Source organism: Paraburkholderia translucens (assembly GCF_020881035.1).
GTDB classification, from domain to species: Bacteria; Pseudomonadota; Gammaproteobacteria; order Burkholderiales; family Burkholderiaceae; genus Paraburkholderia; species Paraburkholderia translucens.
Genome location: NZ_JAJITC010000016.1, coordinates 50,062 through 71,659 on the forward strand (window position 1 = coordinate 50,062; position 21,598 = coordinate 71,659).

Annotated in this window: 25 protein-coding genes and 1 tRNA gene; 2 read left to right on the forward strand and 24 right to left on the reverse strand. The window is 63.6% G+C overall.

The window, feature by feature from the left end; genetic code table 11:
• The first annotated feature begins 329 nt into the window (after positions 1-329).
• Positions 330-1,601 (forward strand): TIGR03862 family flavoprotein, encoded by a 1,272-nt coding sequence (locus LJ655_RS24645; protein ID WP_230563896.1) that lies wholly within the window; start codon positions 330-332, stop codon positions 1,599-1,601.
• Positions 1,602-1,616: 15 nt separating this feature from the next.
• Here LJ655_RS24645 and LJ655_RS24650 read toward each other — a convergent pair whose 3' ends face one another.
• The 8 genes from LJ655_RS24650 to LJ655_RS24685 form a co-directional block, all read right to left on the reverse strand.
• On the reverse strand, positions 1,617-2,741 hold the full coding sequence (locus tag LJ655_RS24650; RefSeq protein WP_230563830.1) for a methyltransferase: 1,125 nt from the start codon (positions 2,739-2,741) through the stop codon (positions 1,617-1,619).
• A gap of 428 nt (positions 2,742-3,169) precedes the next feature.
• Positions 3,170-3,245, reverse strand: a tRNA-Thr gene (locus LJ655_RS24655).
• Positions 3,246-3,264: 19 nt separating this feature from the next.
• Positions 3,265-3,759, reverse strand: coding sequence for a ClpXP protease specificity-enhancing factor (locus LJ655_RS24660; protein ID WP_230563831.1), 495 nt, complete (start codon positions 3,757-3,759; stop codon positions 3,265-3,267).
• 66 nt (positions 3,760-3,825) lie between these two features.
• Complete coding sequence (locus tag LJ655_RS24665; protein WP_006052302.1) at positions 3,826-4,437, reverse strand: glutathione S-transferase N-terminal domain-containing protein; 612 nt, start codon at positions 4,435-4,437, stop codon at positions 3,826-3,828.
• A 95-nt stretch (positions 4,438-4,532) separates the two neighbouring features.
• Positions 4,533-5,288: a cytochrome c1 gene (locus LJ655_RS24670; protein WP_230563832.1), complete on the reverse strand. Its 756-nt coding sequence runs from the start codon at positions 5,286-5,288 to the stop codon at positions 4,533-4,535.
• 23 nt (positions 5,289-5,311) lie between these two features.
• A complete protein-coding gene (locus LJ655_RS24675) occupies positions 5,312-6,691 on the reverse strand; it encodes a cytochrome b (protein WP_230563833.1) in 1,380 nt (459 codons plus the stop codon).
• Positions 6,691-7,311: a ubiquinol-cytochrome c reductase iron-sulfur subunit gene (petA, locus tag LJ655_RS24680; RefSeq protein ID WP_230563897.1), complete on the reverse strand. Its 621-nt coding sequence runs from the start codon at positions 7,309-7,311 to the stop codon at positions 6,691-6,693. The genes LJ655_RS24675 and petA overlap by 1 nt, the downstream gene beginning before the upstream one ends.
• 220 nt (positions 7,312-7,531) lie before the next feature.
• Positions 7,532-8,278, reverse strand: a complete 747-nt coding sequence (locus LJ655_RS24685; protein WP_230563834.1) for a Nif3-like dinuclear metal center hexameric protein — start codon at positions 8,276-8,278, stop codon at positions 7,532-7,534.
• Positions 8,279-8,298: 20 nt separating this feature from the next.
• Between LJ655_RS24685 and LJ655_RS24690 the strand changes: the two genes are divergently transcribed.
• On the forward strand, positions 8,299-9,519 hold the full coding sequence (locus LJ655_RS24690) for a Do family serine endopeptidase (RefSeq protein ID WP_230563835.1): 1,221 nt from the start codon (positions 8,299-8,301) through the stop codon (positions 9,517-9,519).
• 137 nt (positions 9,520-9,656) lie between these two features.
• On the opposite strand, the gene tatC is transcribed toward LJ655_RS24690, so the two are convergent.
• The 16 genes from tatC to LJ655_RS24770 all read right to left on the reverse strand — a co-directional run bounded on the left by tatC (position 9,657) and on the right by LJ655_RS24770 (position 21,597).
• A complete protein-coding gene (gene tatC, locus LJ655_RS24695; protein WP_230563836.1) occupies positions 9,657-10,439 on the reverse strand; it encodes a twin-arginine translocase subunit TatC in 783 nt (260 codons plus the stop codon).
• 34 nt (positions 10,440-10,473) lie between these two features.
• Positions 10,474-11,004 (reverse strand): Sec-independent protein translocase protein TatB, encoded by a 531-nt coding sequence (gene tatB / locus LJ655_RS24700; protein ID WP_230563837.1) that lies wholly within the window; start codon positions 11,002-11,004, stop codon positions 10,474-10,476.
• 48 nt (positions 11,005-11,052) lie between these two features.
• Positions 11,053-11,298, reverse strand: a complete 246-nt coding sequence (tatA, locus tag LJ655_RS24705) for a Sec-independent protein translocase subunit TatA (RefSeq protein WP_230563838.1) — start codon at positions 11,296-11,298, stop codon at positions 11,053-11,055.
• Positions 11,299-11,568: 270 nt separating this feature from the next.
• A complete protein-coding gene (locus LJ655_RS24710) occupies positions 11,569-11,934 on the reverse strand; it encodes a histidine triad nucleotide-binding protein (protein ID WP_230563839.1) in 366 nt (121 codons plus the stop codon).
• A gap of 93 nt (positions 11,935-12,027) precedes the next feature.
• Entirely contained in the window at positions 12,028-12,423 is a 396-nt protein-coding gene (locus tag LJ655_RS24715) for a DUF4870 family protein (RefSeq protein ID WP_230563840.1), read from the reverse strand.
• A gap of 90 nt (positions 12,424-12,513) precedes the next feature.
• Complete coding sequence (locus LJ655_RS24720) at positions 12,514-12,909, reverse strand: phosphoribosyl-ATP diphosphatase (RefSeq protein WP_230563841.1); 396 nt, start codon at positions 12,907-12,909, stop codon at positions 12,514-12,516.
• Entirely contained in the window at positions 12,906-13,316 is a 411-nt protein-coding gene (gene hisI / locus LJ655_RS24725; protein ID WP_230563842.1) for a phosphoribosyl-AMP cyclohydrolase, read from the reverse strand. Before hisI ends, LJ655_RS24720 begins: the two co-directional genes overlap by 4 nt.
• A gap of 1 nt (position 13,317) precedes the next feature.
• Positions 13,318-14,091, reverse strand: coding sequence for an imidazole glycerol phosphate synthase subunit HisF (hisF, locus tag LJ655_RS24730; RefSeq protein ID WP_230563843.1), 774 nt, complete (start codon positions 14,089-14,091; stop codon positions 13,318-13,320).
• A gap of 194 nt (positions 14,092-14,285) precedes the next feature.
• On the reverse strand, positions 14,286-15,038 hold the full coding sequence (gene hisA, locus LJ655_RS24735) for a 1-(5-phosphoribosyl)-5-[(5-phosphoribosylamino)methylideneamino]imidazole-4-carboxamide isomerase (protein WP_230563844.1): 753 nt from the start codon (positions 15,036-15,038) through the stop codon (positions 14,286-14,288).
• 181 nt (positions 15,039-15,219) lie between these two features.
• A complete protein-coding gene (gene hisH / locus LJ655_RS24740) occupies positions 15,220-15,861 on the reverse strand; it encodes an imidazole glycerol phosphate synthase subunit HisH (RefSeq protein ID WP_230563845.1) in 642 nt (213 codons plus the stop codon).
• A 149-nt stretch (positions 15,862-16,010) separates the two neighbouring features.
• Positions 16,011-16,598, reverse strand: coding sequence for an imidazoleglycerol-phosphate dehydratase HisB (gene hisB, locus LJ655_RS24745; protein WP_176110143.1), 588 nt, complete (start codon positions 16,596-16,598; stop codon positions 16,011-16,013).
• A gap of 88 nt (positions 16,599-16,686) precedes the next feature.
• Positions 16,687-17,757, reverse strand: coding sequence for a histidinol-phosphate transaminase (gene hisC / locus LJ655_RS24750; protein WP_230563846.1), 1,071 nt, complete (start codon positions 17,755-17,757; stop codon positions 16,687-16,689).
• Positions 17,758-17,893: 136 nt separating this feature from the next.
• Positions 17,894-19,228, reverse strand: a complete 1,335-nt coding sequence (hisD, locus tag LJ655_RS24755) for a histidinol dehydrogenase (RefSeq protein WP_230563847.1) — start codon at positions 19,226-19,228, stop codon at positions 17,894-17,896.
• A gap of 57 nt (positions 19,229-19,285) precedes the next feature.
• Entirely contained in the window at positions 19,286-19,987 is a 702-nt protein-coding gene (hisG, locus tag LJ655_RS24760) for an ATP phosphoribosyltransferase (protein WP_230563848.1), read from the reverse strand.
• The gene (gene murA / locus LJ655_RS24765) at positions 19,984-21,246 is read right to left on the reverse strand and encodes a UDP-N-acetylglucosamine 1-carboxyvinyltransferase (protein ID WP_230563849.1); all 1,263 of its coding nucleotides are present in this window, start codon (positions 21,244-21,246) and stop codon (positions 19,984-19,986) included. The genes hisG and murA overlap by 4 nt, the downstream gene beginning before the upstream one ends.
• A 111-nt stretch (positions 21,247-21,357) precedes the next feature.
• Positions 21,358-21,597, reverse strand: a complete 240-nt coding sequence (locus tag LJ655_RS24770; RefSeq protein WP_027199025.1) for a BolA family protein — start codon at positions 21,595-21,597, stop codon at positions 21,358-21,360.
• Between the last annotated feature and the right edge of the window lies 1 nt (position 21,598).

The window sequence follows — 21,598 nt, forward strand, 5'->3', positions numbered from 1 at the left end:
TGTTTGAAGCTTGACGCAGAGGACGGCGCAAACGGCGTCTGATGGAAGGTGCTTGAAAAGTATAGGTCGCGTGCCGCGCGAGCCAAGCGGTGAATGCGATGCGCAGCGGCGGGAGGAACGACTGAATCCAGTGTTTTCCGGCCTAGAGCGCTCAGGCCCTGCCGCCTCGCTGGTTTCCCGCCGGTTTGCCCGCACGGGACAGCGTCCGGCGATGTTTGCCGCGCACCGCGCGCGGTGTGACAATAGCGCCCTTCGCGCTGTTCGCGCCGCCCGTGCGTCCGGTCTCTACGGCGCACCGTCTTTTTTCCCCCGCTGATCCGCTGAACCTCATGCACTCCTCGCTCGATTCCGTCCGTGTCGCCGTGATCGGCGGCGGCCCCGCCGGCCTGATGGCCGCAGAGACGCTTGCCCGGCGCGGCGTGCAAGTCCACGTGTACGACGCGATGCCGTCGGTCGGCCGCAAATTCCTGATGGCGGGCAAAGGCGGCATGAACATCACGCATTCGGAACCTCTCGAGCCATTTCTCGGCCGCTACGGCGCGCGCCGCGAGCGCATCGCGCCGTTGCTCGACGCGTTCGGGCCCGACGCACTACGTGCGTGGCTGCGCGAGCTGGGCATCGAGACGTTCGTCGGCAGTTCCGGGCGCGTGTTTCCGTCCGACATGAAGGCCGCCCCAATGCTGCGCGCGTGGTTGCATCGGCTGCGCGAAGCGGGCGTGCAATTCCACATGCGTCACAAGTGGAGCGGCTGGACGTCGGCTTGCGACACTGAAACCGGGCACCGCCTGCGCTTCGATACGCCGGGCGGCGCGCAGACTGTCGCCTGCGACGCGGTGGTCTTCGCGCTCGGCGGCGCCAGCTGGCCGCGTCTCGGTTCCGACGCCGCGTGGGTGCCATTGATGACGTCGCGCGACGTGCAGGTGACGCCGCTGCGTCCCGCGAACTGCGGCTTCGACGCGGACTGGAGCCCGTATCTGCGCGAGCGTTTCGCCGGTCAGCCGATCAAGCCGGTCGCGATCTCCCTCACTGATATAGACAATAAAGTCCACAATCGACAAGGTGAAATACTTTTGACCGAAACTGGCCTCGAAGGGAGCCTGATCTATGCGTTGTCGGCGGCGATCCGCGAGCGAATTCTGGCCGACGGCGAGGTCACGATCGTGCTGGATCTGGCGCCAGGTCTGCCGCTCGAACGGGTCGTCGAGGAAGTGACGCGGCCGCGCGGCTCACGCTCGGTCGCGAGTCATCTGCATGGGCGGATCGGTATCGGCGGGGTCAAGCTGGCGTTATTGCACGAGGTTCTGGCGAAAGATGCGTTCGCCGACGCGCGCCGCCTCGCCCATGCGATCAAGGCGCTGCCGGTCCGGCTGCTGCGCGCGCGACCGATCGGGGAAGCGATCAGCTCGGCGGGAGGAATCCCGTTCGAGGCGCTGGACGCGCATCTAATGATCGAGCGCATGCCCGGCGCATTCTGTGCGGGTGAAATGCTCGATTGGGAAGCGCCGACCGGCGGTTATCTGCTGACCGCCTGTTTTGCCAGCGGGCTGGTGGCCGGTCAGGGAGCATGTGCCTATCTGGAAGCGCGCGGCGCGTTGGCGTAACGCGCGTCATCGCAATCAACGCACCCTGAGCCGCCATAGCGACGTGACCTCGGCGGCCCGCGCGACATAGAGCGGGTCGTTCTGATCGCTCGCCTTCGGGTGCCGTGGACGAATGTCCTCGCGCCCCGCGACACTGAGACCTGCGTGATCGATCGCGGCCAGCAGCCACTCGCGCGTGCGCAGCCCCAGGTGCTCGGCGAGATCCGAAATGATCAGCCAGCCCTCGCCGTCCGGTGTCAGATGATCGGCAAGGCCGTTCAGGAAGCCGAGCAGCATGCGGCTGTCCGGATCGTAGACCGCGTATTCGAGCGGCGACGCAGGCCGTGCCGGCACCCAAGGCGGATTGCAGACGACGAGCGGCGCGCGCCCGTCCGGAAACAGGTCCGCCTGCACGATCTCGACCTGCTCGCCGTAGCCAAGGCGCGCCAGATTTTCACGAGCGCACGCCAGCGCGCGCGCATCCTGGTCCGTCGCGACGATCTTGCGCACGCCGCGTTTGGCCAGCAGGGCGGCCAGTACGCCGGTGCCGGTGCCGATATCGAACGCGAGGTCGAGCGACGGCAGTGAGGTGCGCGCAACCAGATCGACGTATTCGCCGCGCACCGGTGAAAACACGCCGTAATGCGGATGGATCCGCTCGCCGAGCGCCGCAATCTCGACGCCCTTCTTGCGCCATTCGTGCGCGCCGATCAAGCCGAGCAACTCGCGCAACGACACCACAGACGCCTCGCCGGTCGCCGGCCCGTAAGCTTCGATGCAGGCCTGCCGCACGTCGGGGGCGCGGCGCAGCGGAATGCCGTAGTCGGCATCGAGCGGAATCAGGATCATGCCGAGCGTGCGCGCGCGCTGCGACTGCGCCTGCCGATGCAGGTTGAACGCGTCGAGCGGTGTCGCTCCCGGCTTGCGCGGCTTGCGTTCGAGCCGACGCGTGACTGCCTGCAGCAGTTGGCGCGCGTTCTGGAAGTCGCCGTGCCACAGCAGCGCGGTGCCTTCGCACGCGAGACGGTAGGCCGAATCGGCGGTGGTGCGGTCGTCGGCGACGACGACGCGCTTCGGCGGCGGCACGGCCGCTTCGGAGCGCCAGCGCGCGGTGCGCGGGCCGTCGGCTTCGGGCCAGGAGAGCGTTGCGGGGCTGGTCATGGTGCAATGGTGTCGATGTGACGTCGCCGGTGACGTTGGAGCCGGCAGCGGCTCAACATCCCCGATGGCAGACTGCCATCCCGGGCGACGCCCGAATAGTACCGTACCGCCGCCGCGCGGATTCGCGACGCGACGTGAATCGGTGATAGTGATGAGGTAAGTTTAGCCGCGCCAAATGCAGACTAAACAGTCCACAATCGACAAGGTGAAAGAGATATCGTGATTTTTGAGCCATCGGGCGGCTCACTTCACGCCTCTCTTGCCTTTCGCCTGCGCGATACGGCTACCTCAGCAGCCGATTTATCCGCTCAGGTTCGAGTCAAGTCGACCCGGCCGGGCGATTTGAATGCCGAAAAGGAAAAACCCCGCCGAAGCCTCAGCTTCGACGGGGTTCTAGGGTATTTCCATTTGCTGCGACTAAAGCAATTTGGTGCCGGCTGCAGGACTCGAACCCGCCACCTCATGATTACAAGTCAAGCGCTCTACCTGATGAGCTAAGCCGGCATGAGGCCGTGATTCTACTTCATTTCACGATCTTGAGGTGAGCTCTTCCGCTGCCTTTTGAGCCGTCGTCGTCGGGCTGCGGTTTGTCGCCGGCGTCGGCGTCCGAGTCCGGGGCGGCCGGCGCGGTATCGACTGCGTGCGGGGCCGGTGCGTCGGCTTCGTCCGCGGCATCCGCGCCTGAATCCTGCGCCTCGCCGCCCGCCGATTCGACCGGAAACGCCATGCCCTGGCCGTTTTCGCGCGCGTAGATCGCGAGAATATTGGCGACCGGAACCTCGATCTTGTGCGACTTGCCGGAGAAGCGCGCGTTGAACTCTATCCACTCATTGCCCATCTGCAGCTGGCTCGTCGCCTCGAAGCTGATGTTCAACACGATCTCGTTGTCACGGACGAACTGACGCGGCACGCGCGTCTGATTGTCGACCCTGACCGCGATGTGCGGTGTGTAGCCGTTATCCGTGCACCACTCGTACAGCGCGCGCAGCAGATAAGGTTTCGTGGAAATCTCTTGCATCAACAGTCCTCTTGCGGGCGCGGGCGCGCATCAAGGCGATGCGGCGCTCGCGCTCCAAAGCCAAACTCAACGACGCATCACCTTTTCCGACGGCGTCAGCGCTTCGATATAAGCCGGGCGGCTGAAAATGCGCTCGGCGTACTTCATCAGCGGCGCGGCGTTCTTCGACAGCTCGATGCCGTAGTGGTCGAGACGCCACAGGAGCGGAGCGATCGCGACGTCGAGCATGGAGAACTCTTCGCCGAGCATGTACTTGTTCTTCAGGAAGATCGGCGCAAGCTGCGTCAGGCGATCGCGGATTGCGAGGCGCGCCTTCTCGTGATTCTTCTCGGCCGCCTTGCCTTTTTCGTTTTCGAGCGTGCCGACGTGCACGAACAGCTCTTTCTCGAAGTTGAGCAGGAACAGGCGCGCGCGCGCGCGCTGCACCGGATCGGCCGGCATCAGCTGCGGGTGCGGGAAGCGCTCGTCGATGTACTCGTTGATGATGTTCGATTCATACAGAATCAGGTCCCGTTCGACGAGAATCGGCACCTGACCGTACGGATTCATCACCGCGATGTCTTCCGGCTTGTTGAACAGGTCGACGTCGCGGATCTCGAAGTCCATGCCCTTTTCGAACAACACCAGTCGGCAACGCTGGGAGAACGGGCAAGTAGTGCCGGAATACAGAACCATCATATTTACGTTTCCTCAAAAAGCTGAAGGGCCAGCGCGCGGAAAAACCGTTCAGCAGGTCTTTCCTGGCGCCGGCCCCACGCCGTGTAACGGCGTGATTATTTGATATGTTTCCAGTACGCGGCGTTCAGTCGCCAGGCGAAAAAGCTCAGGATACCGAGGAACAACAGCACCCACACGCCAAGTTGCTTGCGGGTTTGCTGCGTCGGCTCGGACATCCATGACAGGTACGACACGAGGTCGGCCACAGCAGAATCATAATCTACCGGCGACATCGTCCCCGGAGTCAATTGCTTGAAGCCGAGGAATTTGCGTACCGTTTCGCCGGTTCTTTCGTCGGTTTCATCGCCGAATTTCGCCGCTCGCTGCCCCTGAAGCTGCCACAGCACATGCGGCATACCGACGTTCGGATACACCAGATTGTTCCAGCCGGTCGGCCGCGTATCGTCGCGGTAAAAGCTGCGTAGATACGTGTACAGCCACTCCGTGCCGCGCGCCCGGGCCTCCACCGACAGATCCGGCGGCGTCGCACCGAACCACGCTTTCGCGTCTTCCGGGCGCATCGCCACGGTCATCGTGTTGCCGACCTTGTCGGTGGTGAACAGCAGGTTCGCCTGGATTTCATTCGGCGTGATGCCGAGATCGGTCAGACGGTTGTAGCGCATCAGGTTCGCGCTGTGGCAATTCAGGCAATAGTTTACAAACAATTGCGCGCCGCGCTGCAAAGAAGCGAAATTGTTCGTGTTATCCGGCGAGCGATCAAGCGGGAAACTCTCGTCCGCGCGGACCGGAGCGGCCAGCAGGGCAAGTACGGTCGCGCCGATCAGCGCGCACATCGAAAGCAGTTTCTTCATCTTCGTGTTCTCCTGGCTCGCGATTAGTGAGGCTTGAACCGCACCCGTTCCGGCGGCTGCTTGAACTTGCCAAGCCGCGTCCAGAAGGGCATGCCGAGAAAAAACGCGAAGTAGATCAGTGCGCAGATCTGGGCGATCAGCGTCGAGGCCGGCGACGGCGGTCGGGTGCCGAGGAAGCCCAGCGTCAGAAACGCGATCACGAAGATCCCGAAGAATACCTTGTGGAAAAGCGGGCGGTAGCGAATCGACCTGACGGGCGACCGGTCCAGCCACGGCAGGAAGAACAGCGAAATCACCGCGCTGCCCATCACCACGACGCCCCAGAACTTCGATTCGGTAAATGCCATCGCGATGATCACCAGCACCGCGAGCACCGGCAGACCGAGCTTCCACGTGCCGCGGGCCCGCACGAGCGCGAGCAGCCCGAGTAGCGCGATGACGATCATCAGCACGATCTTGAACGGATCGGTGGTGGCGCGCAGCATCGCATAAAAGGCGGTGAAGTACCACACAGGCGCAATTTCAGGCGGCGTTTGCAGCGGATTCGCGGGAATGAAGTTGTTCGCTTCAAGGAAGTACCCGCCCATTTCCGGCGCGAAGAAGATGATCGCCGCGAAAATCAGCAGAAAAATCGTCACCCCCATGAAGTCGTGCACCGAGTAATACGGGTGGAAAGGAACGCCGTCGAGCGGCACGCCATCCGGGCCCTTCTTCGCCTTGATCTCGATGCCGTCGGGATTGTTCGAGCCGACTTCGTGCAGCGCAATCAGGTGCGCGATCACGAGGCCGACCAGCACCAGCGGAATCGCGATCACGTGAAACGCGAAGAACCGGTTCAGCGTGACGTCGGAGACCACGTAGTCGCCGCGAATCCACAGCGACAGATCCGGCCCGATGAACGGAATCGCCGAGAACAGGTTCACGATCACTTGCGCGCCCCAGAACGACATCTGGCCCCACGGCAGCAGATAGCCGAAAAACGCTTCGGCCATCAGGCTCAGGAAAATCAGGCAGCCAAAAATCCACACGAGTTCGCGCGGCTTGCGGTACGAGCCATACATGAGCCCGCGGAACATGTGCAGGTACACGACGACGAAGAACATCGACGCGCCTGTGGAGTGCATGTAGCGGATCAGCCAGCCCCACGGCACCTCGCGCATGATGTACTCGACCGACGAGAACGCGAGCGTCGCATCGGGCTTGTAGTTCATCGTCAGGAAAATGCCGGTGACGATCTGGTTGACCAGCACCAGCAACGCGAGCGAACCGAAGAAGTACCAGAAGTTGAAGTTCTTCGGCGCGTAGTACTCGGAAGCGTGCTTCTTCCACGCGGCCGTCATCGGGAAGCGCTGGTCGATCCAGCCAGCCAGCCCGGTCGTCTCTACTTCGTGTTCGCTCGCCATTACGCTTCCCCTTTTTCATCCCTGCCGATGACAAGTGCCGTCGCCGACGTGAACATGTAGCGCGGGATGTCGAGGTTCTGCGGAGCGGGTTTGTTCTTGAAGACGCGGCCGTCCATGTCGTAGGTCGAACCGTGGCACGGGCACAGGAAGCCGCCTGGCCAGTCGTCGGGGAGATTGGGCTGGGGGCCTTCCTGGAAGCGCGGTGTCGGCGTGCAGCCCAGATGCGTGCAAACGGCGACGGCAACCAGCAGATGCTTGTTCTCGGCGCGTGAACGGTATTCGTTGTTGCAGTAGTCCGGCAGCGGCATTGAGAACGGATTCAGCGAGTGGGGGTCCGCGACCTGGCTATCGGCTTTTTGAACATCGGCGAGCATGCGATCCGTGCGGTTGATGATCCACACCGGCTTGCCGCGCCAGGCGACCGTCATCATGTCGCCGGGCTTCAGACCACTGATATCGACTTCGACCGGGGCACCCGCGGCCTTGGCCTTTTCGGATGGTGCAAACGAACTAACAAAGGGTACGACGACGGCAACACCTCCTATGCCGCCTGCTACGGTCGTCGCTACCAGCCAGTTACGGCGGCTGCCATCGACGCGTTCCTCTTCTTTGTCTCGCATCACACGCCCCACTTCTGAGTTGGATTTTTCCTTCACGTCGCTTCTACCGCCGCTAGTTTGCTCGAATGGAGTCGCCATTTACAAGGGCCGATTGCCAAAAACCGTGCGAAGCCTTTGATAACTCAGGGTTTGTCCGTACCGATCACAAACTTTTTCGCACCTCCTTTTAAGTGCCTTCTACGGTATTCCTGCCTTTTTCTTCGTTAATGCAATTCGCAATTCAAACGGGATTGGGGATATCGATAAACAGGTGTTCGATATCGAACGATTCGGACACATGCTTGCCCACCGCCTGCACGCCGAAGCGTTCGGTCGCGTGATGACCGGCCGCGAGAAACGCGACGCCGCTTTCCGCCGCCGTGTGCATCACCGACTCCGATACTTCGCCGGTCACGTAGACGTCGGCGCCCGCGTTGATCGCCGCGTCGAACATGTTTTGCGCGGCGCCCGTGCACCAGCCGACGCGGCGCAGTTCGAGATCCGGATCGCCGAACACGAGCGGCGTACGCCCGAGCGTCTGCTCGATTTCCGCGCTCAGGTGCGACAGCGTGATCGGCATCGGCAACGTGGCGAGCCAGCCGAGATCGTTCTCGCCAAAGCGCGCGTCGCTGATCCAGCCCATCTTCTCGCCGATCTGGGCGTTGTTGCCGAACCGGGGGTGATCGTCGAGCGGCAGATGGTAGGCGAACAGGTTCAGGTCGTTGGCGAGCAGCAGCTTCAAACGCGCGTGTTTGCGGCCGGTGATCTGCGGTGCCTCATTGCGCCAGAAGTAGCCATGATGGACCAGCACGGCGTCTGCGCCCCAGTCGAGCGCGGCCTCCAGAAAGGCCACCGATGCGGTCACGCCGGTCGCGAGTTTGTTGATCCGGCGGCGTCCCTCGACCTGTAATCCGTTCGGGCAATAGTCCTTGAAGCGCGCGGTTTCAAGGAGATTGTTCAAGTACAATTCAAGTTCAATCCGATCCATATTAGACCTCTAGTCTTCAGATGCTTAGACGCTTCTGGCTGTTATTTGCCCAGGCGGTGACGGTGCTGTTGGCGCTGATGTTCATCATTGCGACCCTCAAACCGCAGTGGCTCCAGCGTCAAGGACAGTTCGGCAGACAACTCGCCGAACCGATCGTCGCCCTGCGGGAAGTGTCACCGGGCATCAGCCATGGTCACGCCGAATCGTCGTATGCGGAAGCGGCGCAAAAGGCCATGCCCGCGGTCGTCAACGTGTTCTCCAGCAAGGATGGCTCACTGCCTCCCGACCCGCGCGCCAAAGATCCACTGTTCCGCTATTTCTTCGGCGACAGGAACAATCGCAAGCAGCAGGAGCAGCCTGCCTCGAATCTCGGCTCAGGCGTGATCGTGAGTTCGGAAGGTTACATTCTAACGAACCAGCACGTGGTCGACGGCGCCGATCAGATCGAAGTCGCGCTCGCCGACGGCCGCACCGCCAGTGCGAAGGTGATCGGCATCGACCCCGAGACGGATCTGGCCGTGCTCAAGGTCAACATGACCAATCTGCCCACCATCACGCTCGGCCGGATAGAACAGACCCGCGTCGGCGACGTCGTGCTCGCGATCGGCAATCCGTTCGGCGTCGGCCAGACCGTGACGATGGGCATCGTCAGCGCGCTGGGCCGCAACCACCTCGGCATCAACACCTTCGAGAACTTTATCCAGACCGACGCGCCGATCAACCCCGGCAACTCGGGCGGTGCGCTCGTCGACGTCAACGGCAACCTGCTCGGCATCAATACCGCGATCTACTCGCGCTCGGGCGGCTCGCTCGGCATCGGCTTCGCGATTCCGGTGTCGACCGCGCGCAGCGTCCTCGAGAGCATCATCACGACGGGCACGGTCACGCGCGGCTGGATCGGCGTCGAACCGCAGGACGTGACGCCGGAGATCGCGGAGTCGTTCGGGCTCGATCAGAAGTCGGGCGCGATCGTCGCGGGCGTGCTGAAGAGCGGACCGGCCGACCGCGCGGGCATCAAACCCGGCGACATTCTGACGAACGTGAATGGCCAGGAGATCACCGATACCACGCGCCTGTTGAACGTGATCGCGCAAATCAAGCCGGGCACGTCGGCGAAGGTGCATCTGGTGCGCAAGGGCCATCAGATCGATATCGACGTGATGATCGGCAAGCGCCCCCCGCCGCCAAAGCAGGCCCCGGACGATAGCGGCGGCGATCAGCCCGATGACGACGGCGGCTGAGGGTGACGGAGGCTCCGCGCAACGAAAAAGGGCAGTCCGCGATGGACTGCCCTTTTTCGTTGCACCTTTCATCTACGCGCTAGTTGTTCCGCGCGCAGTTCGCCGTCACGCGACGCACGGCATCGGCTCGCGACACCTCAACTCGACGGCGGACTCGCATCCTCGACGACCACCGGCTGCTTGCCGACGATCAGCCGCGCCGCAATGATGCCCGCTTCGTAGAGCAGAATCAGCGGAATCGCGAGAATGAGTTGCGAAAACACGTCCGGCGGCGTTACGACGGCCGACACCACGAATGCGCCAACGATCACATACGGCCGGATTTCCTTGAGCTTCTTCAGCGTCAGCACGTTCATGCGCACCAGCAGCACGACGAGGATCGGCACCTCGAACGTCACACCGAATGCGATGAACATGGTGAGCACGAAGCTCAGGTAATTGTCTATATCGGTCGTCATCTCCGCGCCGAGCGGCGCGTTGTAGTGCGCCATCACGCGGAAGATGGTCGGAAACACGACGAAGTACGCGAACGCCATGCCGCACAGGAACAGCGTATAGCTGCTCGCGACGAGCGGCCCGACCAGCTTCTTCTCGTGCTGATAGAGCCCCGGCGCGACGAACGCCCAGATCTGGTACAGCACGACCGGCAACGCGATCACGAAGGCGACCAGCATCGTCACCTTCATCGGCACGAAGAACGAGCCGGTGACGTCGGTGACGATCATCTTGCCGTCCTTCGGCAGATTCATCATGAGCGGCCGCGCGAGCAGTCTGAAGATGTCAGGTGCCCAGTACACGAGCCCGATAAACACGACGATGACGGCGAGCCCCGCACGGATGATGCGGTCACGCAGTTCGACGAGGTGGGAAATGAAGGTCTCTTCTGCGCCTTCGTTCTGGGATTGCTGGGGGTCGCTCACACCGGCCCTCGGTTAGAGATTGTCGATCTGAACATCAGAAAAACCGCGTCGGACGACGCAGGTTGGCGGGCGTGTGCCGCGCGACGCGCGCGGCGCCCGACTGCACGCGCGTGCGGCGCAGGCTCGCACGCTTGTACCAGGTGGGCGTGGCGCTCTGCCGGACGCGCCAATTCTTGCGTTTGGGCGCGGCGGCCGGCGTACTGACCGGCCAGGAGGCGGCGCCGGTGCTACCGGCGGCGTCTTCGAGCGCGCCGCCGGCGATGCTCGGCGACACCGACGTGCCGCTATTCCACGCTTCGTTCAGCTCGCTCTCATGCTTGCGCAGGTTGTCCTGTACGGCCGTTTCGACATTCGTCGCGGCCTTCTCGAACTCAGTCTTCATGCGCCGCAGTTCGTCGAGTTCGATTTCGCGCGTGACCTCGGCCTTCACGTCGTTGATGTACCGCTGCGCGCGACCGAACAGCGCGCCGGCCGTGCGAGCGACACGCGGCAGGCGCTCAGGCCCGAGGACGACCAGCGCGACGACGCCGATCAGCGCCATCTTGGTTAGACCGAGGTCCAGCATGAATTGGAATGTCCGTCAGAAACGCGGGAACGGCGCGAACGCCGCGGCTTAGCGGTAGTCGCCCGAGTGCGGCGCCTTTTCCTTCGCCTCGACGTCCACCGCGCCGTTGCGCGGCAGCTCGCGCTGCTGCGGTTGCGTGTCGGCCGACGGCGATTCAGCTTCCTTCATGCCTTCCTTGAAACCCTTCACCGCGCCGCCCAGATCGCTGCCGATGTTGCGCAGCTTCTTCGTGCCGAACACGAGCGCGACGATCAACAGAACGATCAACCAATGCCAAATACTCAGCGAACCCATGACTACTCTCCTTAACCCCGATACCGCATCCGAACGCGGCAGATTTGCACGACCTGAAGCGCGTGCGCTTCGTCTCCATGTATCCCTAAGTTACCGCAGGCCGCCCCAGCGCGCTCGCGACGCCGCCATCACCACCGTTGTCATTCTGGTCGGACGATCGCGTCGATGCCATTACAGAGCGGCAAAGACAACGGTAGCGGTATTGTCTCCGGCCAAAACTCGCGGCGGCTGCTGCTTTTCTCCCGTCATGCATGACGCGCGAACCCGCGCTCAGCCCATGCGTTGCCAAGGGCGCGGTCCTGCGAGAATGTGCGCGTGCAGGTGATACACCTCCTGACCACCACCCGGACCGGTATTGATCACCGTGCGAAAGCCTGTTGCGCCACCTGAGTAAGCGACCCCTAATTTCTCGGCCAGACGCGCGGTCAGGACAAGCATTCTACCAAGCAGAGGCGCGTCGTTTTCGGTGCAGTTCGACAGCGTCGCGATGTGCTTGCGAGGAATCACCAGCACGTGCGTTTCAGCCGCCGGCCGGATGTCGCGAAAGGCGACGAACTCATCGTCTTCGTGGACCTTGGTCGACGGGATTTCGCCAGCGGCGATCTTGCAGAAAAGACAGTTCGGATCGTGACTCATCGTGTTCCTGACGCGATATGACATAAGCGAGCGAAGCCGCACGCGGCCAGGTTCGACCCGAAAGCCGGCCCGCTCATACAGACCGGCAAGCGTTCAGACCCAGCCGGCCGGATTCGCGAACGGCTTGTTATCGTACAGGTACAACCAGCCTTTGATAATACGGTACAACATCCATATGCTGACGGCCCACAGTACCGGAATGCCGATCACGACGAGCAGCAGCAACGCGCCGATCGCGTAGCCGACAAGGCCCAGCCAGAACGTGCGGATCTGCCATTCGAAGTGCGCTTCGTACGGCGTGCCGGCCACGTCTGGCCGTTTGATGTAGTTGATGATGATCGCGATCAGAATGGTGAGCCCGCCGGTCAGCCAGTGGACCGCGTAGAGCGCGTACAGCACGTGCGTGAGCGTACGCAGGCTGCGCTCGCGTTCAGGCTCCATCGCGTGGCGGTAGACCGGCGGCGGGTAACTTTCTTGCGGCTGTTCCATGCTTGGGTCCTCCTGAACGGGCAGTTACCGCTATATAGGCGCCGGCGCGCGCGACTTCAAGCGGAAACGCCAGATTTCCGCTTCGGTTGCTCAATCGCCGTTTTCCTCGCGCTCGCGGCTCTTGCGCAGCGCCTTTTCCTCGATGCCCGACAGGCCTTCGCGCCGCTCGAGTTCGGCGACCACGTCGGCGGGGCTCAGATCGAAATGCGACAGCATCACGAGGCAGTGAAACCACAGGTCCGCGACCTCGCCGACCAGCGCCTTCGGCGCGCCGCCGTGCCGCGCGTCCTTCGCGGCCAGCACGACTTCGGTGGCTTCTTCGCCGATCTTCTTCAGCACCGCGTCGTCGCCCTTGTGGAACAGGCGCGAAACGTATGAGATGTCCGGATCGCCGCCCTTGCGGCTATCGATCACCGCCGCGAGGCGCAGCAGCGTATCGAGCGTGGAAGCATCGGCGGGCGACGGGTTTTGCGTGGATTGCGTCATTTGTAGATGTGTTCGGGGTCTTTCAGTACGGGATCGACGGCCTGCCAGTCGCCGTCGTTCACCGAACCTTCGAATTTCTGGAAAAAGCACGAGTGACGTCCCGTGTGGCACGCAATGCCCGATACCTGCTCGACTTTCAGCAGCACGACGTCTTCATCGCAATCGAGCCGCACTTCATGCACGTGCTGCACATGGCCCGACTCCTCGCCCTTCAACCACAGGCGCTGGCGCGAGCGCGAGAAATACACCGCGCGGCCGGTCTCGACGGTCTTCGCGAGAGCCTCGCGATTCATCCACGCGAACATCAGCACGTCGTTCGTCGATGCTTCCTGCGCTATAACCGGCACGAGGCCGTTCGCGTCCCACTTGACCTTGTCGAGCCAGTTCACTGCCGAAGCGTTCGTCACGTCACAACCTCACCGAAATACCCTGGTCGGCCATGAAGCGCTTGGCCTCGCCGACCGTGTGTTCGCCATAGTGGAAGATGCTCGCGGCGAGCACGGCGTCCGCGTGGCCGCTCTTGATGCCGTCGGCGAGATGCTGCAGATTGCCGACGCCGCCCGAGGCGATCACCGGCACCGGCACCGCGTCCGACACCGCGCGCGTGAGCGCGAGGTCGAAGCCACTCTTGGTGCCGTCGCGATCCATGCTGGTCAGCAGGATTTCGCCCGCGCCGAGCTCGGCCATCTTGCGCGCCCATTGAACCGCGTCGAGGCCGGTCGCCTTGCGCCCGCCGTGCGTGAACACTTCCCAGCGCGGCGTCTCGCCATCGGCCGACACGCGCTTCGCGTCGATCGCGACGACGATGCACTGCGAGCCGTACTTGTCGGTCGCGTCCCTCACGAGTTGCGGATTCGCGACCGCCGACGAGTTCATGCTGATCTTGTCGGCTCCCGCGTTCAGCAGGCGCCGCACGTCTTCGACCGCGCGCACGCCGCCGCCGACCGTCAGCGGAATGAACACCTGCGAGGCGACCGCCTCGATGATCGGCAGGATCAGATCGCGCTGATCCGAGGTCGCGGTGATGTCGAGGAACGTGAGTTCGTCGGCGCCCTGATCGTCGTAACGGCGCGCGATTTCGACCGGGTCGCCCGCGTCGCGCAGTTCGACGAAGTTGACGCCCTTGACCACGCGGCCCGCGGTGACGTCGAGACAGGGGATGATGCGTTTAGCTAGAGCCATGATCGTGCAATTCTGCCAATACCGCTGATGAGGCCGCTCGCTCTGAGGCAAGCGGCACGGTGCCGGCGCGAGCGGTTGCATCGCGCCGCAAGTGGGTGCCCGCCCCAAGCTGGAGCGATTCCGGGTACGTGATCGTGCGACGTGCGCGGGCGGCAAGCCGTCGCTCGAGCGAGCGCCGCAGGCCGGCGCCGTGCTTAAGCGTCGTCCGCTTCGCGCAGCCGGTCGGCGAGCGTTTGCGCGGCCGCGAAGTCGAGGTCGCCCGAATAGATCGCGCGGCCGCAGATCACGCCTTCGATGCCCTCGCCTTCGACTTCGCACAGCGATTCGATGTCCGCGAGATTCGACAGCCCGCCGCTCGCGATCACCGGAATCTTGACCGCCCGCGCGAGGCGCACCGTCGCTTCGATGTTGATGCCTTGCAGCATGCCGTCGCGGCCGATGTCGGTATAGATGATCGACTCGCAGCCGTAGTCCTCGAACTTGCGTGCGAGGTCGGCTACTTCGTGCCCGGTCAGCTTGCTCCAGCCGTCGGTTGCAACCTTGCCGTCTTTCGCGTCGAGGCCCACGATGATGTGGCCGCCGAACGCGGTGCACGCGTCCTGCAGAAAGCCGGGGTTCTTCACCGCCGCCGTGCCGATGATCACGTACGACAAACCGTCGTCCAGATAGCGCTCGATCGTGTTCAGATCGCGGATGCCACCGCCCAGCTGGACCGGAATCTCGCCGCCCACTTCATCGATGATCGCCCGGATCGCATCGCCGTTCTTCGGCTTGCCGGCGAACGCGCCATTCAGATCGACCAGATGCAGACGACGCGCGCCGCGGTCGACCCAATGTCGGGCCATTGCCGCCGGTTCCTCGGAGAAAATCGTCGCCTGGTCCATATCGCCTTGTTTGAGGCGTACACACTGACCATCTTTCAGGTCGATGGCGGGAATCAGCAGCATAGCAATCGGGTGTTATCTGGGAGTGGGTTGAAGGTCGGCGGCAGCGGCTGGCGAGTCAGCCCGCCGCAACGCCGTCCCGCTAGTTTAGTACAACTCTTTCGGCGCTCCGGTGGGGCGCCGTTGAGATGCGGGACCGCGGCGCCGCGCGACGCGCGCGCGGCAACGGGATAAAGAAAGGCGTTCACGGGTTCCAGTGCACGAAGTTGCGATACACGCGCAGACCCGCCTCGGCGCTCTTTTCAGGGTGGAATTGGGTGGCGAAGATGTTATCCCGCGCCACTGCCGAGGTAAAGGGCACGCCATAGACCGTCTCGCCCGACGTATGCGCCGGGTTGTCCGGCACCACGTAGTAGCTGTGCACGAAGTAGAAGAACGCGTTGTCGGCGACGCCGTCCCAGAGCGGATGCGGCTGCGCCTGACGCACACGGTTCCAGCCCATCTGCGGGACCTTGAAGCGCGAGCCGTCGTCCTGCACCTGGCCTTCGAGCTCGAAGCGCACCACCTTGCCCGCCAGCAGACCCAGACCCGGCGTATCGCCCTCGGCGCTCCAGTCGAACAGCATCTGCTCGCCGACGCACACGCCCATCAGCGGCTTGCTGCGTGACGCTTCGACGACCGCTTCCTGCAAGCCGGACTCCGCGAGACTGCGCATGCAGTCGGGCATCGCGCCCTGGCCGGGCAGCACCACGCGGTCGGCCGCGCGGATCGCCTCGGGACGATCGACGATCGCCACTTCCGCTTCCGGCGCGGCCTTGCGCAATGCCTGGGCAACCGAGCGCAGGTTGCCCATTCCATAATCCACAATCGCTATCGAAGTTTTCATTTCAAAATTGGCCGCTCTGCCTTCAACCGATCGACGCCGCTGCGCGACGTCGAACGACGTGCCGGCTCGCGCGCTCCTGCCCGATGAATTGCCTGACGGAAATCGCTCGAAGGTGATTGGCCCAAAGACGTTGGAGGCGATGAAACCGGTTAAAGGCTGCCCTTGGTCGACGGAATCTGCCCAGCCGCGCGCTCGTCGAGTTCGACGGCCATGCGCAGCGCGCGCCCGAACGCCTTGAAGACCGTTTCGAGCTGATGGTGCGCGTTGATGCCGCGCAGATTGTCGACATGCAAGGTCACGCCGGCATGGTTCACAAAGCCGCGGAAAAATTCGATCGACAGATCGACGTCGAACGTGCCGATGCGCGCACGCGTGAACGGCACATGGAATTCGAGGCCCGGACGGCCGGAAAAATCGATCACGACGCGCGACAGCGCTTCGTCGAGCGGCACGTACGAATGACCGTAGCGGCGAATGCCCTTGCGATCGCCGATCGCCTTTGCGACGGCCTGGCCGAGCGTGATGCCGGTGTCTTCGACCGTATGGTGGTCGTCGATGTGCAGGTCGCCATGCGCTTCGATCTCGAGGTCGAACAGCCCGTGGCGGGCGATCTGATCGAGCATGTGGTCCAGGAACGGCACACCGGTGGCCAGCTTCTGCTGGCCGGTGCCGTCCAGGTTGATCTTCACACGGATCTGCGTTTCGCTGGTGTTGCGAACGACTTCCGCAAGGCGCATGGCAATTCCTCGAATCTGGCTTAAAAGCGCTAGTAATGTGGGGTGGAAAAATGGCGGGCTGGCCGGTGCAGCCGCTCAGTGCAGCGGATTACCGCAACACGAGTTTCAGGCCGGCGAGCAACTGGGCGTTCTCGTCAGGCGAACCGACGGTCAAACGCACACAATTAGCCAGCAATGGATGCATTTTACTCACGTTTTTGATCAAAACCCGCGCAGTAAGCAGGGTTTCGAAAACTACCGACGCATCGGGCACCCGCACGAGCAGAAAGTTGCCCGCGCTCGGGAACACCTCGGCGCCAGGCAGCTCGGCCACCTCCCGCGCGAGCTTCTCGCGCTCGTCACGCAATTGCGCTGCCTGCGCGTCGAGCACGCCGATGTGGTCGAGCAGGAAATCGGCGGCGGCCTGCGTCAGCACGTTGGTGTTGTACGGCGGGCGCACCTTGTCGAACTCGTTCAGCCACGCGGGCTTGCCGACCAGGTAACCGAGCCGGATCCCGGCAAGGCCCAGCTTGGATACCGTGCGCATCACGACGACGTTGTCGAACTGATCGGCGCGCGGCAGCCAGCTCTTCTGCGCGAAGGGCTGATACGCCTCGTCGATCACGACGAGGCTCTTGCCCGCCGCGGCGATGATGCGTTCGATCTCGGCTTCGTCGAATAGTGTGCCGGTCGGGTTGTTCGGATACGCGAGATAGATGATCGCCGGTTCATGTTCGGCGATCGCCGCGAGCATCGCGTCGGTGTCGAGCGTGAAGTCGGGTTTCAGCGGTACCCCGACGAATTCGAGATTCGCGAGCTTTGCCGACACCTGATACATGACGAATCCCGGCACCGGTGCGAGCACCGTCGCACCCGGCTTCGCGCATGCAACCGAGATGATGCTGATGATTTCATCCGAGCCGTTGCCGAGCAGCACTTCGCAAGCTGCCGGCACGCGCATCACGTGACGGATGCGCTCGATCAATTGCTCGGGGCGCGGCGCCGGATAACGATTCAGCGCGACGCCGGCCAGACGCTCGCCGAGATGCGCGGCGAGTTCCGGCGGCAGCGAAAACGGGTTTTCCATGGCGTCGAGCTTGATGAAGCCGGTGGCGTCCGGAACCGGATAGCTCGTCATTGCGAGCACGTCGCTGCGGATGATGTCTTGAGGTGTCGTCATAGCTTCGGGGGCCGGCCCGTGCGCGGAACGCCGGAGCCGGAGCCGGCGTCGTCGGCGCGGGGCCGCTCGGGTTGGTCTCTATCGTCGTTATTGAACGGCCGGGTGGGGCGCGATCCGTCGCTATCGGTGATCGGCCTCAGCCGCGTTCGTTGCTGTTCTGCCGCATCCGGTATTCCGCGCTGCGCGCATGAGCTTGCAGACCTTCGCCATAGGCGAGTTCGGCGGCAATCTCGCCGAGCGTCTGCGCACCTTCCGCGCTGACCTCGATCAGGCTCGAACGCTTGAAGAAATCATAGACGCCAAGCGGCGACGAGAACCGTGCGGTGCGCGACGTCGGCAGCACGTGATTCGGGCCCGCGCAGTAGTCGCCGAGGCTCTCGCTCGTGTAGCGGCCAAGGAAGATCGCGCCCGCGTGGCGGATCTGCTGCGCCCATTGATGCGGCTCCAGCGCCGAGATTTCGAGGTGCTCCGGCGCAATGTCGTTGACGATCGCGCAGGCCTCGGCCATGTCGCGCACCTTGATCAGCGCGCCGCGGTTTTCGAGCGAAGTGCGGATCACTTCGCGGCGAGGCATGGCGGGCAGCAGTTCGTCGATCGCTTCCTTCACGCGCGCGATGAACGCGTCGTCCGGGCACAGCAGGATCGACTGCGCGAGCTCGTCGTGCTCGGCCTGCGAGAACAGGTCCATCGCGACCCAGCGCGGATCGGTCGTGCCGTCGCACAGCACGAGGATTTCCGACGGCCCGGCGATCATGTCGATGCCGACCGTGCCGAACACGCGCCGTTTCGCTGACGCGACATACGCATTGCCGGGGCCGCAGATCTTGTCCACTGCGGGCACGGTTTGCGTGCCGTACGCGAGCGCGCCCACCGCCTGCGCGCCGCCGATCGTGAACACGCGATCGACGCCGCCCAGCAGCGCGGCGGCGAGCACGAGCGGATTCTTCACGCCGTCGGGCGTCGGCACGACCATCACGATTTCGCGCACACCGGCCACCCGCGCCGGAATCGCGTTCATCAGCACCGACGACGGATACGCCGCTTTGCCGCCCGGCACGTAGATTCCCGCGCGATCGAGCGGCGTGACCTTCTGGCCGAGTACGGTGCCGTCCGCTTCCGTGTACTGCCAGCTATGGCTGCCGCACTCGATCTTCTGCTTCTCGTGATAGCCGCGCACGCGCGCCGCCGCCGCTTCGAGCGCCGCACGCCGCTTCGGCTCGAGACTTTCGAGCGCCGCTTCGAGCTCCGACATCGGCAGCTCGAGCCCGGCCACGCTTGTCGCCTCGATTCGATCGAAGCGTTTCGTGTACTCGAGCACTGCCTCGTCGCCGCGCGCCTTCACGTCGTTCAGAATCTGCGCGACCGAGCGCTCGATGGCTTCGTCTTCGCTCGCCTCGAACGCGAGCACCGCGTGCAGCGACTTCTGGAAGTCGTGAGCGGTGGAATCGAGTTTGCGAATCTTGGTAGACATACAGGTATCCGTTTCGGTAAGGCGCTCAGCCGCAGCTGATCAGAGTGACATCGACAGTCAGGCCGCCGGGGCGCCGGCTTTCGACGACGCATTGGCGAACGCGTCGAGAATCGGTCGCAATGCGGCGCGTTTGAGCTTCAGCGCCGCCTGGTTCACGACGAGGCGCGATGAAATCTGCATGATCTCCTCCACCTCGACCAGATTGTTCGCACGCAGCGTATTGCCCGAGCTGACCAGGTCGACGATCGCGTCGGCGAGGCCGACCAGCGGCGCGAGCTCCATCGAACCATACAGCTTGATCAGATCGACGTGCACGCCCTTGGCGGCAAAATGCTCGCGTGCGGTTTCAACGTACTTGGTCGCGACCCGCAGACGCGCGCCCTGGCGAACCGCGTTCGCGTAGTCGAAACCCGCCGCGACCGCGACCGACATGCGGCAACGCGCAATGTCGAGATCGACCGGCTGATACAGGCCGCTGCCGCCATGTTCGAGCAGCACGTCCTTGCCGGCCACGCCGAAGTCGGCCGCGCCGTACTCGACGTAGGTCGGCACGTCGGTCGCGCGCACGATGATCACGCGCAGGTTCGGGTCGGTGGTCGGCAGAATCAATTTGCGCGACGTTTCCGGATCTTCCGCGACTTCGATGCCGGCCGCCGCGAGCAACGGCAGCGTTTCCTCGAAGATACGCCCTTTCGACAACGCGAGCGTGAGCGGCGCGCTCACCGCCGGCGACGACGACGTTTGCGGCATCGAACTCATGCCTGGCTCCCGGACACGCGGCGCACCTTCGCGCCGATTGCGTTGAGCTTCGCTTCCATGCGGTCGTAGCCGCGGTCGAGGTGATAGATGCGGTCGATCAGCGTCTCGCCCTCGGCGCGCAGCGCGGCGATGACGAGACTCGCGGACGCGCGCAGATCGGTGGCCATCACCTTCGCGCCGGAGAGCTTCTCGACGCCGGTCACGAGCGCGGTGTTGCCGTCGATCGTGATGCTCGCGCCGAGGCGGTTCAGTTCCTGCACGTGCATGAAGCGGTTTTCGAAGATCGTCTCGACGACCTGCGCCGTGCCTGCAGCGATGGTGTTGAGCGCCATGAACTGCGCCTGCATGTCAGTCGGGAACGCCGGGTACTCGGAGGTGCGGAACGTCACCGCGTTCGGACGCCTGTCCATGCGCACGCGCATCCATTCGTCGCCTTCCTCGACCGAAACGCCCGCTTCGCGCAGCTTTTCGGTGACGGCCTCGAGCAGCAGCGGACGCATTTTGCGCAGCGTGACGTTGCCGCCGGCCGCCGCGACCGCGCACAGGAACGTGCCCGCTTCGATGCGATCCGGAATCACCGTGTGCTTTGCGCCGTGCAGCTTGTCGACGCCCTGGATCACGAGGCGGTCGGTGCCGATACCGTCGATCTTCGCGCCCATCGCGACGAGCAGATGCGCGAGGTCCACCACTTCGGGTTCACGCGCGGCGTTCTCGATGATCGTCTCGCCTTCGGCGAGCACCGCCGCCATCAGCAGGTTCTCCGTGCCGGTCACGGTGATCATGTCGGTGACGATACGCGCGCCCTTCAGACGCTTCGCGCGCGCCTCGATGAAGCCGTGCTCGATCGTGATCTCGGCGCCCATCGCCTGCAGACCTTTGATGTGCTGATCGACCGGACGCGCGCCGATCGCGCAGCCGCCCGGCAGCGACACGCGCGCATGGCCGAAGCGCGCGACGAGCGGTCCGAGCACGAGGATCGACGCACGCATCGTCTTCACCATCTCATATGGCGCGACGAGGTTGTCGACCTTCGACGCGTCGAGCGCGACGCGCCCTTCGCCGGCTTCGATCCGCACGCCCATCTGGCCGAGCAGCTTGAGCATCGTGCGCACGTCCTGCAGATCGGGCACGTTCTCCAGATGCACCGGATCGGCGGTGAGCAGACCCGCGCACAGGATCGGCAATGCCGCGTTCTTCGCACCCGAGACGACAACTTCACCGGAGAGCGGGTAGCCACCTTCAATGATGAGTTTATCCATGCCTGTCGGTTCCTGATCGGCCCGGTTCGCCCCCGGACCTGCCTTGAGTGTATTCGGCGCGCCGCTGGCGGCGTCGCGCCCTTCCTGAGTGATTCGCACTAAATTTCCAGATTACGCGTTCTGCCATTCGGCGGGCGTCAGCGTCTTCATGCTGAGCGCGTGGATTTCTTCGCGCATGCGGTCGCCGAGCGCCGCATACACGAGTTGATGGCGCTGGATCGGGCGCTTGCCTTCGAAGTTCGGCGAGACGATCGTCGCAAAGAAATGCTGACCGTCGCCTTCGACTTCGAGGTGCTCGCACGCGAGTCCAGCCGCAATGTACTGTTTGACCTGTTCGGGAGTCGGCAACATG